Source organism: Ralstonia condita, assembly GCF_958405655.1.
Classification (GTDB): domain Bacteria; phylum Pseudomonadota; class Gammaproteobacteria; order Burkholderiales; family Burkholderiaceae; genus Ralstonia; species Ralstonia condita.
Window position 1 is genome coordinate 503180 of sequence record NZ_CATYWO010000001.1, and the last position, 13287, is coordinate 516466.

Consider the following 13287-nt stretch of genomic DNA (forward strand, 5'->3'; position numbering starts at 1 on the left):
TACTTGCACTTCGGGACAGACTGCCCCGATTGCCTTGCGGGGCCTGCGTTTGCGGGCGGCAATCGAGAAAAGCACAGCGGCTCCCGACGGCGCAAGCGCATGCGCCGGTCTTCAGTGCCGACGCAGAGCGGCCTAATCGATGCACACAGTTGCATAGCGGAGTGGCAGTTCATGTGGATTCTCAGCCGTTTACAGCGGCGCACCGGGGGGAAACGGGGGAATACGGCAGGGACGATCGGACGGTGGGCGGCGCTTTTGGCGGCGGTCATCGTGGCGATGCCCTGTGTGACGCTTGCTCAACAAGCGTCTGCCACCACCGGATCCGGTGCGCCTCAGGTTGCATCTTCGATCTTGGCCGGCGCGCCAAACATCGCGTGGTATTACGGGGACAAACCGCCCGTTGCGCAACTGCGCGCATTCGATGCGGTCGTGGTCGAGCCGGACCACGGGTTCGACCCGGCGCAATTCAGGACACCCAGCACCCAGTGGCTCGCCTATGTCAGCGTGGGCGAGGTCACGCCCGAGCGCCGCTGGTACAAGGACCTGCCCAAGGGGTGGCTGTCCGGTTCCAACGACGCCTGGGCCTCGCGCGTCATCGACCAGGCCCAGCCTGAGTGGCCGGCCTTCTACGTCGATCACGTCATCAAGCCGCTATGGGACCGGGGCTATCGGGGCTTCTTCCTCGATACGCTCGATTCGTACCAGCTTGTCGCCAGGAATGACGCCGCGCGCGCGGCGCAGGAAGCCGGCATGGTCCGTGTCATCCGTGCCATCAAGGCGCGCTACCCCGACGCGAGGCTGATTTTCAACCGTGGCTTCGAGATCCTGCCGCAGGTGCATGACCTGGCATATGCGGTGGCGTTCGAATCGCTGTATCGCGGGTGGGACCAGGGTGCCAGGCAGTACCGGCAAGTGAATGACGCCGATCGCGAGTGGCTGATGGACCAGGCGCGCAAGATTCGCGACGCGTACCACTTGCCTGTCATCGCAATCGATTACTGCCCCCCATCCGACCGCGCCTGCGCGCGCGATACGGCCAAGCGCATCAAGGCACAGGGGCTGGTGCCGTATGTGACCGATCCGGAGTTGTCGACCATCGGAGTCGGCCGCATCGAGGTGCTGCCCCGCAAGGTGCTGATCCTGCAGGACCGCACGCCGCACACCACCCTCGATACGAGCGAGGGCGTGCGCTTCATTGCGACGCCCCTCAACTATCTTGGATACGACGTCGAATACGCCGATATCAACAAGCCGCTGCCGACCTCCGTTTCGCCGGATCGATACGCTGGTGTGGTCGTGTGGGTCAACACCAGTCCGATCAAGCAGGTGGCGGCGCTCGCTTCATGGGTGCGGCAGCGCATCCACGACGGCGTGCGCATTGCCTTCATGAACCAGTTCGGCATGCCAGTCGATGCTGGCATGGCGGACTTGCTCAAGCTGCAGGTGGTGCGGGGTCGCGCCACCGGTCCGCTGACGGTGGTGTCGCAGGACAGGATCATGGGCTTCGAGATGGCGCCGCGGCCCGAGCGACGCGAGGCGCAGCCGATCCAGGTGGGCCCGCATGGGCAGTCGCTGTTGCGGCTGAAATCCGGCGATTTCGAGTTCGATGCCGCCGCCATCACCGATTGGGGCGGCTACGTGCTGAACCCGTATGCGGTGTTTTCGATGGATACCGTCGAGCAGGCGCGCTGGGTCGTGCAGCCGATCGCGTTCCTGCGCCGCGCGCTGGCATTGCCCGACATGCCGATCCCCGATGTGACCACCGAGAACGGCCGCCGCCTCATGCTCGTGCACGTCGATGGCGATGGTTTTGCCTCGCGGGCGGAGTTTCCCGGCCCGGAGTACTCGGGCGAAGTCCTGCTGCAGGACATCTGGGAGACATACCGCGTCCCGACCACCCTGTCGGTCATCGAAGGGGAGGTCGGCGCCAGCGGCCTGTATCCCAAACTCACGCCGCGCCTGGAGGCCATCGCCCGCAAGATGTTCGCGCTGCCGTATGTCGAGCTAGGCACGCATACCTACTCGCACCCGTTCGACTGGAGCCGCACCGTAGAGGGCAAGGCGTCCGGGGACCCGGCCAAGGACGACAAAGGCGGCGGCGACACGGCCTTTGCGTTGTCCATCCCCGGTTATCACTTCAGCCTCGACCGCGAGATCGCGGGCTCCATCCACTACATCAACGAACGCCTGGCACCGCCTGGCAAGCGTGTGAAGATCCTGCAGTGGTCGGGTGACTGCCAGCCGCCGGAGGTGGCCGTACGCATGGCGTGGCAGGCCGGCGTCGTCAACATGAATGGCGGCGATACCACCATCACGCGCAGTTCACCGTCGTGGACGGACATCGCGCCGCTGGGCATCGACAAGGGGCCGGGCGCATACCAGGTGTTTGCGCCCAACCAGAACGAGAACGTCTACACGAACGACTGGATGGGGCCTTTCTACGGTTTCGATCGATTGATTGAAACGCTGCAGATGACCGACGCTCCATATCGGTTCAAGCCCATCAATATCTACTACCACATGTACTCGGGCACCAAGCTTGCATCGCTCAAGGCCTTGAAGAAGGTCTACGACTATGCACTCTCGCAGCCGGTGCTTCCGATCTATTCGACCGAGTATGTGGCCAAGGTGCTGGATTTTCGCGATATGGCCATCGCCCGCGACGGCGATGCATGGGTGGTGCGCGGCAACGGCGATCTGCGCGAGCTGCGCTGGATGGCGGCCGGCACGCCGGCGCTTGCCGGTGCGAACGGCGTGGTCGGCTACGACAAGGGCCCGGGCGGCATCTACATCCACCTCGACGACGGCGCGGCACGCTTTGACATGACGCCCGCCCCGCAACCGGACAAGCCGGCATATATCGCCGAGGCGGCTGCCTTTGTGCGCCATTTCGCGCGTAACGGCAACGGCATGTCGTTCGAGGCGGGCGGTTACTACAAACCGTTCGTCCGCCTGGCCAACGCCGGAGCCTGCCGCGTGCAGGTCAACGGCAATCCTGCGCGCACGGCGCGTGCGCAGGACAACTCCGTGCGGGTCGATCTGACCGGCGGTCCCGCACAAACCGTCACCTACCAACGCATCGATGTGGTCTGCTGAGCTGACGCCGCGCGAACGGCTGCTGTCGCCCTGGTTGATCGGCTTGCTCGGCGGGCTGATCGGGCTGGCGCTCGCCCTGATGTTTCCGCGCGAACGTCTGGAAGCGCGCTTGCTCGAGGGCGGCAAGGTCGATGCGCTGTCGGTCGCATACCTGGAGGCGTGGCTGCGCGTGCGGCCCAACGATGGTGAATTTCTGAGCGTGCTGGCTGCCCAGTACGTGCGCACCGGCCGGCTGGCAGACGCCGATGCCGTGGTTGCCCGCATGCGCGCCCTGCATGACACATCGCTCGAGCGCGAGGCATTGCTGCTCGACATCGCCATCCGGGAACAGCGCGCCTATGCGTTGCAGCCCAAAGACCCGCAACGCGCCGCCCTGCTGGACGAACTGCGCGGCCTGCTCAGGCAGGCAGTGGGCATGCAGTGGACCGCGGCTGAGCTGGAGATGCTGGCCACCAAGGCGCACGCGTTGGATCAGGGCGCCATTGCCGTGCAGTTCTACCAGCGTCTGGCCAGGCAGGACGTGGCACGCGCCGCGCAATGGCAGGCGCGTACGGCAGAGATCGCGCTCGGTGCGGGTGAATACCGGGCCGCCGCCGCCGCCAACTTTGCCGCACAGGACGCGGCCAAATCGCTCGACGAGCAGCGGCGCTACTTCATCGCCGGACTCAAGGCGCTGCAGGGGGGCAACCTGTACGACGATGCCATGACCGAGGCCCAGCGCCGCGTCGGTCCGCTCATCGACGACACGGAGACCCTGCGCTTTCTGACGCGTCTGGCGATGGCATGCAACCGGCCCGATCTGGCCGATCAGTACGCGCGCCGCCTGCTGCATCTGTCGTGGCGTCGGGCCGAGGAGGGGATCGCCCTTGCGGCCGGCGCAGCGCGCCACGACTGGGCATTTGCCGGCCGTCCCGAACCGCTTCCGTCGCCCGGTGACGTGGTCTTCATGGATGGTCCGGAAGGGCTGGCCCGCCGCCAACGTCATGCCGCTCGCATCCGGCGAGTTGCCGACAGGGCCAGCGAGGCGGGCGCGTCCTCCGTCCCGCCTGGCGGTGCCCAGGCGATCGTGCGCGGCATCGCACCGTTCAATGCGGACGACTACGACCTCGCCTATCGCGTCTTCATGGGCAGCGGCAACCTGAACGACGCGTTGCGTGTGGCCGAGGCTGCCGTGCGCCAGCGGCCCGACCTGAAGATCTGGACGGAGCGTGCGGCCCAGGTGGCGGAATGGAACCGCCAGCCGATGGCGGCGCTCCACTATTGGCTGTCGTACGCACAATCCACCGGTGACGATACGGCCTGGCAGAACGTGCTGCGCCTGGCGCCCGCGCTCAACGAGGACCACGCCTATCTGGCCGGCCTGCGCTACCAGGCCAGCCGTCAGCCCGGCGACATGAAACTGCTCGACCAGGTCATCGCGGCCTATGAGCGGCTGGGCGAGCCGGTGGAAGGCCTCGCGTATCTGAACAGCATCGCGCGCGGCGTCCACCGTCAGGCGATCCTCGAGCGCTACGCAACGCTGGCCGAACGCGCCGGCAAGGACGATCAGGCTTACGCCACCTATGCGCTTCTGCAGAATGCGTACGGTCCCAACGCACGGTATGCGCTCAAGCTGGCCAACATGCTTTACGTGCGTGGGCAGTTCGAGCAGGCACTGGCTGCCATGCAGGCGGCCAGCAAGGCAGCCGTGCCGACCGACGATCTGTTCTGGCGCACGTTTGCCCAGCTCGCGCGCCTGAATCAGCGCGATGACCTCTCGCGCGTGGCCTACCGTCAACTGCTGATTGGCGGTCACGCCCAGCCGGACGACCTGGCCTCGATGATCGACTTCTACGACGCCAGCCCCATCGACGCCGGTCGTCTTGCCGAGCTTGCCTTCCGCAAGGGCGGCTCGATGACCACGCTTCAGCAGGCCATCTACTACTACACGCGGGCGCGCGCGTTCCGCCGCATCGAAGGGCTGCTCGCCGCTCTGACGCCAGAACAGCGACGCGCGGCGGAGCGGTCTGCCGGCGTCCTGGGGGCACGCGCCGAATATGAACGCCAGACCGGCCAGTGGAACGCCGCCATGGGCGATCTGCGCCGTGCTGTCGCCCTGCCGGAGGCCGGCAGCGAGGTGAGGACCGCCTACCTTTGGGGGCTGCTCGATTCCGGCCAGAATGCCGAGCTCAAACGCGCACTGGCCCTCTGGCGCGGCGAGGCCGAGAACGATTCCACCTACTGGGGCGCCTATGCCGCCGCCGGCCTGCAACTGTTCGACGTCAACCTGGCCCTGCGCTTCCTGGGCCGCCAGGGCAAGTCGATGCAGAGCGATCCGCTGTGGCTGCTGGCCTACGCCGACGCACGCGAGATGGCCGGGCAGCCCGATGCTGCCTGGCGCCTGCGCCGCGAGGCCTGGCGGCAGTTGTGGCAAGCCGATGGCGAGGGCGCCACGAGCGGAAAGGCACCGGCGCAGAACAGCCGACGCAGCGGCACCCGCGTGACGGTGGGTGATGGCGATGCCATGCCGGTCGAGGAGGAGGCTCGGTCCGAACTGCGCGCCCGCCGCGTTGCGCTTGCGCAAACGTTCGGATCGGGCGATCTTGCACAGCGCCTGCTGATCGAACTGCTGCGCGATGATCGCCGCGCCATGAAGCAGGCGCGCGAGGGCGGACCCGCCACGGTGGCCGCTTCCGCGCTTGGCGACATCGACACCCTGCCCGCGGAACCGCCGGAAACGCCCGCTGACAAGCGCAAGCAGGCACGCGTGAGCGATCAGCTCGTTTCCGCCGTGGCCAAGGAAGCCGCGCTGGGCTGGGCGCTCTCGCAGGAGGCGAACGACCTGGCGCGCGCCTGGCTGCTGCAGCAATACACGCACCGCATGACGCGCCCGGCCTATGCTGAAATTTCCATCGCCCTGGCCGAGCGCGACCTGCAGACGCTCAACCGCCTGCTGGATGACACGCCCGATCGCATCCCGCTCTACAACCGCATTGATGCGAACACGATGACGGACCGCCTCGGCGAGGCACAGCGGCTATCGTTCGAGGGACTGACCACCGCCCCCGACGACGCGCAGCTCCACGAGCGCGTGCAGGAGACGCTGCTGACCAATGCGCAGGCGCTGGAGCCGCGCGAGACATGGTTCAAGCAGGCGCCGCTCACGTACTTTGAAACCAGCGCCGCTGCCGGTATCCGGCTGACCGATCACGCGAGCATGCTGGTGCGCGCGACACAGCGCAACCAGCGCTCGACCGATGACACGCAACTCACCGGCGTGCCCGCGCAGGACCGCAGCGTCGATTGGATCGCGCAGTACCAGACACAGAACACGCAATGGAAGGGCACAGTCGGCTGGCGCGAGGGGCTGGCGTCATTCACGGCCTTCCGGCTCGACGGGCTGCTCGGCCAGGTTGGGCCGCTGGGCACCGAGCTGTCGATCGGTCGCAACCAGCCGGCCAACGAGACGCCGCAACTGCGCGTGGGCGGCGTGAAGGACCTGGTATCGATTGGCGGCAACTGGCGCCTGACGCAACGGCAATATGTCCGCGCCCGTGTGGAGGGCGACCGCTTCTACGGACAGGATCGCTCCTTCCTGGGGAGCGGCGTGGTCGTCGATGGTGAAGTCGGTCACCGCTTCCGCGTGGAGTATCCCGACTACACGATCCGCGTGATCGGTACCTACGCGCGCTACAACGCATCGGGCACGCCCGGCGCCTTGCTGGGTCGCCTGTTGCCGCCTGATACCGCCCCGACGGCAGACCAGTTCGTGCCGCGCTCCTTCGCGCAATACGGCGTCCTGTTCGGTTTCGGGACGGACTATCTTGATCGCTATACGCGCGGCTGGCGTCCGTTCATGGACGTCGGCATGCTGCGCGACAATCGCGAGGGCTGGGGCAGCCAGGTGCAGCTCGGCGTGGCGGGCAGCGTATTCGGCAATGACCATCTGGCGCTGTACGTCGAACATGCCTCCGTCACGCGCTCGGGCACGTCACCGCTGACGGAGATCGGCCTGCGCTACCGATGGCTGTACTGACCAGAACACGGAAAGAACGATATGAAGCACACAACGGAGAAACCGATGACATCCTTGCTCGACAAGATGAGGGCCGGCGGGCGTCGCTGGTTGGCCGCTGCCGCGGGGCTCGGCATGGCGCTGGCCCTGTCTGCCTGCGCCGTGGTCGACAGCGGCCGTGCGCCCCCGGGCAGCACCACCGACGCGTGGGTCGTGCTGCCCATCGTCAACTACACCGAGACGCCGCAGGCCGGCATGCGCGCGGAAACCATCGCGGCAAGCATCCTGAAGGCGCGCGGCTTCACCAACCTCAGGCAGTATCCGGCCAGCCTGAACGGCGAGTCGCTGTTCGAGCCTGCCGAGCGTGAAGCCGTGGCCCGTGCGCTCGATTGGGCGCGCAGCGAGAAGGCCCGCTACGCCCTGACCGGCGCGGTGGACGAGTGGCGCTACAAGGTGGGCGTGGATGGCGAACCGGCTGTCGGCATTACGCTGCAGGTGATCGACGTGCAGAGCGGCAACGTGATCTGGAGCGCGGCCGGCAGCCGTACCGGCTGGAGCCGCGATGCCGTGTCGGCCGTGGCGCAGAAGCTGCTGCGCCAGCTGCTGTCGCCGCTGGGTCGGAGCTGATGAAGACGGAAGCGGCCGACGCCACGCAACCCGTCTCCCGCGCCGCCACGGAGGCGCGCGGGCGTGATCGCCGGCGCAACGCGCAGGGCATCGGGGCATCGACCTGGTATGGGCGCATGCTGGCACCCGCCGTGTCGAGCCCGACGGCCGTGCTGGAAACGCTGGGCGCGACGGTGGTCGCCATCGGCATCGTGTGGCTCTTCGCGCCCGACAATCCGTTGCTGCTCGGCTATGGGTTTCCGTGGATCTGGCTGGTGCCGCTCATCCTCGCGCTGCGCTATGGGACGCTGCTGGGTGCGCTCGCCGCGCTGGTGGTGCTGGGCGCCTGGGGTGTGTTCTACGGGCAGGCCGTCGCCGCCGGCGGCTTTCCGCGCATGTATTTCCTGGGCGGGCTGATGCTGGTGCTGGTCGGCGGCCAGTTTGGCGATATCTGGGGCGCACGGCTGTCACGCGCGCGCACGGTCAACGGGTACTTGAACGACCGGCTGGCCGCGCTGACGAAGAACCACTTCCTGCTGCGCCTGTCGCACGAGCGTCTGGAAAACGACCTGCTGGCCAAGCCGACCACGCTGCGCGACACGCTTACCCAGCTGCGCAATATCGCGCTGGCAGCGCGCGAGCACGGTGGCGGCACCGATCAGCCGGACGTGGCACAACTGCCCGGCGCCGTGCCGTTCCTGCAGTGGACGGCGCAGGCCTGCCAACTGGAAGTCGCGGCCATGGTGCGTGTGACCGGCAACCACGTCGATACCGAACCGGTCGCCCGCGTGGGCGTGCCCTTCGACATCGTGGCCGATGATCCGCTCATCCGCCATTGCATCGACACCCATACGCTCGGCCATCCGCAAGCGCCCGAACTGCGCAGCGAGGAGGCTTCGCGCTATGTGGCATGCGCGCCGATGCTGTCCGGCGCCGACGAGCTGATCGGCATTGTCGTCGTCCAGCAGATGCCGTTCCTCTCGCTGTCGTACGAGAACCTGCAGTTCCTGCTGGTGCTGCTCGGCTACTACGCCGACGGCGTGCGCCACCTGAGCGTCAGCGCCGAGATTCTCGACCTGGTGCCGGATGCGCCGTACGAGTTCGCGCTCGACCTCGGCCGACTGGCGCGCCTGCATCGCGATACCGGTATCGATTCGTCCGTGGTGGCGCTCATCTTCGATCAGGACGAGGGCAGCGATGCATTGTTCGAGAGCGTGCTGCGCAGCCGCCGCGCGCTGGATGTGGTCTGGCAGGCGCGAGGCAAGGCGCGGCGTGCCATCGTCACGTTGATGCCGCTGTCGGGCGCAGGCGCCGTGTCAGCCTATCTGGTGCGCATCGAAGACAGCCTGCGCGCGCAGTTCGGCGTGGATTTCGAGCAGGCGCACATCAGCATGCAGACGCTGCATGTGACGGGCGAGCACCCGGGCGAGGCGCTGGTGCGCTTCCTGGCGCGCTGCCATCTGGACGGCTGAGGGCGGGGACAGCGGACCATGGTCAAGCTCACGTTCGGCGGCATCTCGGCACAGATCGCGGCGGTGGTCATGGTCTTGCATGCAGGCAACAGCCTTGCGCTGCTGCTGGCCTGCCTGCTGCTGCAGGCCACGGCCGCCGCATTGATCGGCCTGGCTGCATGGCGGCTGCTGCCGCGTCGTTACCGCGTGCCGTTCGTCTGGACATACGGCTATCTGGCCGCGCTGTGCTTTTTCGTACCGGTGGCGGGCGGTGCGCTGGTGCTCGGGGGGCTGCTGCTCTCCAGGCTCTTTCCCAAGCCCGAAGACGACAAGGACATCGCCGATGTGGGGCTGCCGGTGTTCGTTGCGCATCTGATCTCGCGCGTCACGCACGGGGGCGGGGCACGGCTGCGGGCCCAGCTTGGCAATGCCCGTGCGCCGGTGCAGAGCCGCATGACCGCGCTGGTGGCCATGCAGTCCATGCCCACGCGCACCGCCAGCCCGGTACTGCGCGACCTGCTGGCCGATCCGGTGGACGACATCCGCCTGTTGGCCTACGGCATGCTCGACAACGCCGAGAAGGAGCTCACGCAGAAGATCCTGGCCGAGCTGCCCCGCCTCGAAGAGGCCGTGACGCCGGAGGCCCGCTACGAGATCAACAAGCGCCTGGCTGACCTGTACTGGGAGCTCATCTATCAGAACCTGGTGCAGGGTGACGTGTACCGCTACACGGCAGAGCAGGTCGAGCGCTATGCCAGTGCGGCGCTGGATATCCAGCCGGACAATGCCGCGCTGTGGTACATGCGCGGGCGTCTTGCCCTGTCGCGCCGCGAACCCGATGTGGCTGAAGCGCACCTGCGCCAGGCCGAGCGATTCGGCTTCCCGCGTGACCGGCTGCTGCCGCCGCTGGCCGAGGCCTGCTACCTGCGCCGCGACTACGCGGGCGCGCGCGCAGCCCTGGCGCAGTTCTCGAGCCGCTCGCCGTTGCCGCTGCTGCGCCCGTTGTTGCGCTACTGGACATCATGAGCGAACACTTTCCACGCGCCCAGTCTGCCGATGTTGCGCTGCTGCTCGAAGGGACGTTCCCTTACGTGAGTGGCGGCGTGTCGAGCTGGGTCAACCAGATGATCCGGGCGTTTCCGGACATCCGCTTTGCCGTCGTCTTCATCGGCAGCCGCCGGGAGGATTACGGCAAGCCCGTCTACGCCATTCCCGACAACGTGGTGCATCTGGAGTGCCACTATCTGTACGATTTTCCGGCGCCACCCCTGGTGCAGGCCAGCGGCGGCGATGCTAAGGCGTTCGAGCGCTCGCGCAGGCTGCACGATGCGCTGCGCAATCCGTCGCACGTTGAGGAGACGGCGCACCTGATCCGGGCCGCGATCGACGATCTGCGGGACGACGGTCCGCTGGCGGAAGACCAGTTCCTCTATAGCCGCCGCGCGTGGGACATGATGACGGACTACTACCGGCGCTACTGCACCGATCCGTCGTTCACGGACTACTTCTGGACCGTGCGCATCATGCACAAGCCGCTGTGGCAGCTCGTGCGCATTGCCGAAAACCTGATCCCGGTGAAGACGTTCCACACCGTCTCGACGGGCTATGCGGGCTTCCTTGGTGCGCTGCTGCGCTACCGGCGCGGGCGGCCGCTGCTGGTATCCGAACACGGCATCTACACCAAGGAACGCAAGATCGATCTGTTCCAGAGCCAGTGGATCCGCGACAACCGCAGCATCTTCGAGAAGGACATCGCGCAGATCAGCTATTTCCGCGATCTGTGGGTGCGCTTTTTCGAGACCATGGGCCGTGTCTGCTACGACGCCGCCGAAGACATCGTGGCGCTGTACGAGGGCAACCGGCAGCGGCAGGTGATCGACGGCGCGCCGGAGGCCAAGACCCGCAGCATTCCCAACGGTATCAACCTGCCGCGCCTGGCCGCGCTGCGCGAGAAGCGGCCGGCCAAGGTGCCGCGCGTGATGTGCCTGATCGGCCGGGTGGTGCCGATCAAGGATGTGAAGACCTTCATCCGCGCCATGCTGACTGTCACGCGCCAGATGCCGGATGCCGAAGGCTGGATCGCCGGGCCCGAAGACGAAGACCCGGAATACGCGCAGGAATGCCACAGCCTGGCCGAAAGCCTTGGGTTGGGGGATCGCATCAAGTTCCTGGGCTTCCAGAAGATCGACGACATCCTCCCCAAGGTGGGCGTGCTCGTGCTGAGTTCCATCAGCGAGGCGTTGCCCCTGGTGGTGCTGGAAGGGTTTGCCGCGGGTGTGCCGTCGGTTACCACCGATGTCGGGTCGTGCCGCCAGCTGCTGTTCGGTCTGGAGGGCGAGGACGCTGCGTTGGGCGCGGCGGGCGCCGTGGTCCGCATCGCAGACCCCGCTGCCCTGGCCAACGAGGTGCTCGCACTGCTGCGGGATGAAACGCGCTGGCACGCAGCGCAAGCCGCCGGCATTGCGCGCGTGGAGCGCTATTACACCCAGGAAATGATGATCGGCAGCTACCACGAGTTGTACGCCCGCCTGCAGGCGATGCCGGACCTGGGCATCGAACACGGTACCCAGACCGCTGCCGCGGCTTGCCCGTACCACGCTCAGCAGAAGGGAGCGCGCTGATGGCAGGCATTGGCTTCGAACTGCGCAAGATGCTCAAGCGCGACAGTCTGCTCGGGCTGCTGCGCGCTTACACCTACGCCGGCATCATCAGCTCGGGGCCGTGGATCCTGTCCATCGTCGGGATTCTGCTGATTGGTATCCTGAGCCTGCCGTTCGTGCTGCCGGGCTCGCTCATCACCCAGTTCCAGGTGTCGGTCACCTACCTGATCGCGGTGAGCCTGATCCTGACCGGGCCGCTGCAGCTTGCCTTCACGCGCTTCACGTCTGACCGCCTCTTCGAGAAGCGCGATGACCTGATCCTGCCTAACTATCACGCCGTGTCGTTCGTCATGACACTGGTGGCGGGCGGCCTGGGGCTCATCCTGGTGCTGTTCGCATTTGGGCAGCAGTCCGCCATCTACCGGATCCTGATGCTGGCGGGCTTCGTGGTCATGGCCAACATCTGGATCGCGGTGATTTTCCTGTCGGGCATGAAGCAGTACAAGTCGATCGTGTGGATCTTCCTGATGGGCTACACGCTCACGGTGCTGCTTGCGCTGATGTTCAACCGTGCGGGCCTGGAGGGTCTGCTGCTGGGCTTCGTGCTGGGCCAGTTGTGTCTGCTGATCGGTATGGTGGCCCTTATCTATCGCAACTTCAGCGGTCGGCGCTTTCTGTCGTTCGAGGTGTTCGACAAGCGGTTTGCCTATCCGTCGCTCATGCTGATCGGGCTGCTTTACAACCTCGGCATCTGGCTCGACAAGTTCATGTTCTGGTATGCGCCGGGCACCGGGCAGCAGGTGATCGGGCCGCTGCATGCGTCGGTCATCTATGACATTCCGGTGTTCCTGGCTTACCTCGGCATCATCCCTGGCATGGCGGTCTTCCTCGTGCGCATCGAGACGGACTTTGTCGAGTACTACGACGCCTTCTACGACGCCGTGCGGGGTGGGGCCTCGCTCGAGCACATCGAAGACATGCGCAACACCATGGTGCAGACCATCCGCGCCGGCCTGTACGAAATCGTGAAGATCCAGGCGATGGCGGCGCTGGTGTTGTTTGCCGTGGGCGCTTCGGTGCTGCGCGTGCTGCAGATCTCCGAGCTGTATCTGCCGCTGCTGTACGTCGACACCATCGCCGCGAGCTTGCAGGTGGTGTTTCTCGGCGTAGTGAACATCTTCTTCTACCTCGACCGGCGTCGTGTCGTGCTGGGGCTGACGGCAGCGTTCGTCGTGCTCAACGGCGTGCTGACGTGGATGACGTTGCAGCTCGGGCCGGCCTGGTATGGCTACGGGTTTGCCGTGTCGCTGCTGCTGGTCGTGATGGCGAGCCTGGTGATCCTGGATCGCAAGCTTGATCGGCTGGAGTACGAGACGTTCATGTTGCAGTAGGGCCCGCTGCCGCGAGATTCCTGGTCGGCCTACGCCGCCGAGACCAACTTGCCCTGACAACCAAGGGGCTCCAAGACAGGTACCGTGCGTCAAGCGGCGACGCGCTTGCCTTGCAGCGGATTTATCCCGTCGCCCATCGTCCGCCTCAT

General features: G+C 66.4%; 7 protein-coding genes. All 7 read left to right on the forward strand.

Annotated elements, in window-relative coordinates; translation table 11 throughout:
* Positions 1 to 234: 234 nt before the first annotated feature.
* From R2N03_RS02355 to pelG, 7 genes are read left to right on the forward strand one after another with little or no spacing between them, the layout of a single operon-like run.
* Positions 235 to 3096, forward strand: a complete 2862-nt coding sequence (locus R2N03_RS02355) for a bifunctional glycoside hydrolase/polysaccharide deacetylase family protein (RefSeq protein ID WP_316656519.1) — start codon at positions 235 to 237, stop codon at positions 3094 to 3096.
* Positions 3083 to 7111, forward strand: coding sequence for a tetratricopeptide repeat protein (locus R2N03_RS02360; protein ID WP_316654755.1), 4029 nt, complete (start codon positions 3083 to 3085; stop codon positions 7109 to 7111). Before R2N03_RS02355 ends, R2N03_RS02360 begins: the two co-directional genes overlap by 14 nt.
* A 45-nt stretch (positions 7112 to 7156) precedes the next feature.
* Positions 7157 to 7717: a penicillin-binding protein activator LpoB gene (locus tag R2N03_RS02365; RefSeq protein WP_316654758.1), complete on the forward strand. Its 561-nt coding sequence runs from the start codon at positions 7157 to 7159 to the stop codon at positions 7715 to 7717.
* Entirely contained in the window at positions 7717 to 9168 is a 1452-nt protein-coding gene (locus tag R2N03_RS02370) for a PelD GGDEF domain-containing protein (protein WP_316654761.1), read from the forward strand. The genes R2N03_RS02365 and R2N03_RS02370 overlap by 1 nt, the downstream gene beginning before the upstream one ends.
* A gap of 18 nt (positions 9169 to 9186) precedes the next feature.
* Positions 9187 to 10173, forward strand: coding sequence for a tetratricopeptide repeat protein (locus tag R2N03_RS02375; RefSeq protein ID WP_316654763.1), 987 nt, complete (start codon positions 9187 to 9189; stop codon positions 10171 to 10173).
* Positions 10170 to 11768 (forward strand): GT4 family glycosyltransferase PelF, encoded by a 1599-nt coding sequence (pelF, locus tag R2N03_RS02380; protein ID WP_316654766.1) that lies wholly within the window; start codon positions 10170 to 10172, stop codon positions 11766 to 11768. Before R2N03_RS02375 ends, pelF begins: the two co-directional genes overlap by 4 nt.
* Positions 11768 to 13138: an exopolysaccharide Pel transporter PelG gene (gene pelG / locus R2N03_RS02385; protein WP_316654769.1), complete on the forward strand. Its 1371-nt coding sequence runs from the start codon at positions 11768 to 11770 to the stop codon at positions 13136 to 13138. Before pelF ends, pelG begins: the two co-directional genes overlap by 1 nt.
* Positions 13139 to 13287: the final 149 nt, after the last annotated feature.

What these genes read in the sequence shown, in the direction of transcription:
- R2N03_RS02360 (WP_316654755.1), top strand. Translation starts at nt 3,083, where the DNA reads ATGTGGTCTGCTGAGCTGACGCCGCGCGAACGGCTGCTGTCGCCCTGG.
- R2N03_RS02365 (WP_316654758.1), top strand. Translation starts at nt 7,157, where the DNA reads ATGACATCCTTGCTCGACAAGATGAGGGCCGGCGGGCGTCGCTGGTTG.
- R2N03_RS02370 (WP_316654761.1), top strand. Translation starts at nt 7,717, where the DNA reads ATGAAGACGGAAGCGGCCGACGCCACGCAACCCGTCTCCCGCGCCGCC.
- R2N03_RS02375 (WP_316654763.1), top strand. Translation starts at nt 9,187, where the DNA reads ATGGTCAAGCTCACGTTCGGCGGCATCTCGGCACAGATCGCGGCGGTG.
- pelF (WP_316654766.1), top strand. Translation starts at nt 10,170, where the DNA reads ATGAGCGAACACTTTCCACGCGCCCAGTCTGCCGATGTTGCGCTGCTG.
- pelG (WP_316654769.1), top strand. Translation starts at nt 11,768, where the DNA reads ATGGCAGGCATTGGCTTCGAACTGCGCAAGATGCTCAAGCGCGACAGT.